Annotated in this window: 4 protein-coding genes and 1 pseudogene; all 5 read left to right on the forward strand. The window is 50.7% G+C overall.

The window, feature by feature from the left end; all coding sequences use genetic code 11:
• A pseudogene (locus L692_RS33195) lies at positions 1-208 on the forward strand (DNA polymerase III subunit gamma/tau); the annotation flags it as partial.
• A gap of 52 nt (positions 209-260) precedes the next feature.
• Positions 261-572: a YbaB/EbfC family nucleoid-associated protein gene (locus L692_RS0123390; protein ID WP_025702378.1), complete on the forward strand. Its 312-nt coding sequence runs from the start codon at positions 261-263 to the stop codon at positions 570-572.
• A gap of 4 nt (positions 573-576) precedes the next feature.
• Positions 577-1,176 carry a recombination mediator RecR gene (gene recR / locus L692_RS0123395; RefSeq protein WP_025702379.1) on the forward strand — a complete coding sequence of 200 codons (600 nt, stop codon included), beginning with the start codon at positions 577-579 and terminating at the stop codon, positions 1,174-1,176.
• 215 nt (positions 1,177-1,391) lie between these two features.
• On the forward strand, positions 1,392-1,643 hold the full coding sequence (locus tag L692_RS30020; RefSeq protein ID WP_036725217.1) for a DUF2508 family protein: 252 nt from the start codon (positions 1,392-1,394) through the stop codon (positions 1,641-1,643).
• A gap of 23 nt (positions 1,644-1,666) precedes the next feature.
• Entirely contained in the window at positions 1,667-1,933 is a 267-nt protein-coding gene (locus tag L692_RS0123405) for a pro-sigmaK processing inhibitor BofA family protein (protein WP_025702380.1), read from the forward strand.
• The last annotated feature ends 209 nt before the right edge of the window (positions 1,934-2,142 follow it).

A 2,142-nucleotide genomic window follows, 5' to 3' on the forward strand; every position in this document is an offset into this window, starting at 1 on the left:
GCTGGAGGCTCGTCTGGGCAAGCCGTACCGTCTGGTCACCGTCATGCTCCGGGATTGGAATGAAGCTTCCGCCAAATCGGCGCAGCCTGCGGTTAAAGAGGAACTCCGTCTGGAACATGAACATGAAGCCGAGGGGACTTCCAAGGAACCTTGGATTGACGAGGCCATTCAGCTTTTTGGCGAAGACCTCGTTGTCATAAAGGATTGACCCGCAGCATACCAATCGCGCAGGTTGCGCGTATTCACGAGGAGAGATAACAATGAACAATATGAATCAAATGATGAAGCAAGTCAAAAAGATGCAGGAACAGATGCTGAAAGCCCAAGAAGAACTTGGCAGCAAAACGGTGGAAGGCTCCTCCGGCGGCGGAGTCGTGACCGTCCAGGTGAACGGACACAAGAAATTGCTGTCCATCGAAATTAAGCCGGAAGCGGTAGATCCGGAAGATGTGGAAATGCTGCAGGATTTGGTCATTACGGCAGTGAACGACGCTTTGACCAAAGCGGAAGAGCTGGCCAGTGCGGATATGGGCAAATTCACCGGCGGCATGAAGATTCCGGGCCTGTTCTAACGGGATGTATTACCCCGAACCGCTAGCCAAGCTGATCGATGCTTTTACGCGTTTGCCGGGAATTGGCCCGAAGACGGCCGCGCGGCTTGCGTTTCATGTGCTGAACATGAAAGAAGACGAAACCATTGATTTTGCCAAAGCGCTCGTCAGCGTAAAACGCAATCTTCATTATTGCTCGGTCTGCTGCAATATTACCGATACTGATCCGTGCCGGATTTGCCAGGACAAAGCGCGCGACGCCTCGGTCATTTGCGTGGTGCAGGATTCCAAGGATCTTGTCGCCATGGAGCGGACCAAGGAATTCAACGGGTATTATCATGTGCTGCAAGGCGCGATCTCTCCAATGGAGGGCGTCGGGCCGGATGACATTCGGTTAAAGGAGCTGCTCACAAGACTTAGCGACGAAAGAGTGCAGGAGCTTATTCTGGCTACCAACCCTAATATCGAGGGTGAGGCTACGGCGATGTATATTTCCCGTCTCGTCCGTCCGTTTGAGGTCAAAGTAACCAGAATTGCCCATGGCTTGCCTGTCGGCGGCGATCTCGAATATGCGGATGAGGTGACCTTGTCCAAGGCGCTGGAAGGCCGGCGCGAGCTTTTTTGAAGCCATTTGATGATAGAAGTCCGTCAAGGGCTTCTTTTTTTATGCATTTTTTAAGACGTCAAACCCCTCTAAGACAATAATATTCCTGCTCACAGCAAACATCAGTCGATGAGAACGCGCTACTTCCTGGTTCTAAGTTTGTCCTGATCCCGATATGAATGAGAATATACGGCGATAAGTCCGTCATAGACAATTCATTAAAGGAGGAATCGAAGATGGGCTGGTGGAGCGGGTGGCGCCGGAAGGACGGCAACGGACCAGGGGAGGATCTGGACGAGAGTTGGGATGTGTTTACCGAGGTGAGGAAGGCTCAAATCGAATGGGAAAGAGCTCACCTGATGTTTGACGAAGCTGTCGGTCAGGACCAGATTGATTATGCCATCTATATTCTGGAGGCCGCGGAGCGGAAATATCAAATTCACCTGAAGCATGCCAAAAGAATCGGCTTAAAGCGCAACCGGCTATAGTTCGAGATGAGGGGGCGACGGCAATGAAAGCGATAGCGGCAGGCGTATTGATTGTATCTGCTGTGTTACTGATGGCAGTCATATTTAAAAAAAGATTGGGTTGGGGGTGGCTGGGCCTTTTCGGCTCCCACCTGATCCTGGCCGCTGTGGGGCTGTATATCGTCGATTTCACTACATTGGCGGGGACGGTGTACATTCCGCTGAACCCGGCCACGATAGGGGCCGTATCCGTTCTGGGTCTTCCGGGGCTGGTCATGCTTATAGGCTTGAAAATAACCTTATTCGGGTAGTTGACGCCGATTCATGTTATGTGTTACATTAATACTCGGCTCTTCGGACAAGATATGGAGCAGTCAGTGATCGAGAAGCGGTTTGAAAAATAAAAATAAAAAACGCTTGACGATAACAAATGACCTGTGATATATTATAAAGGTCGCTGCGTGAGACGCGGTGATGAACTGAAAGAGACATTGATCTTTGAAAACTGAACAACGAGTGA

The organism is Paenibacillus forsythiae T98 (genome assembly GCF_000520735.1).
GTDB lineage: Bacteria > Bacillota > Bacilli > Paenibacillales > Paenibacillaceae > Paenibacillus_AQ > Paenibacillus_AQ forsythiae.

Excerpts from the sequence above, each read along its gene's own strand:
- L692_RS0123405 (WP_025702380.1), top strand. The coding sequence starts at position 1,667 with ATGAAAGCGATAGCGGCAGGCGTATTGATTGTATCTGCTGTGTTACTG.
- L692_RS30020 (WP_036725217.1), top strand. The coding sequence starts at position 1,392 with ATGGGCTGGTGGAGCGGGTGGCGCCGGAAGGACGGCAACGGACCAGGG.
- recR (WP_025702379.1), top strand. The coding sequence starts at position 577 with ATGTATTACCCCGAACCGCTAGCCAAGCTGATCGATGCTTTTACGCGT.
- L692_RS0123390 (WP_025702378.1), top strand. The coding sequence starts at position 261 with ATGAACAATATGAATCAAATGATGAAGCAAGTCAAAAAGATGCAGGAA.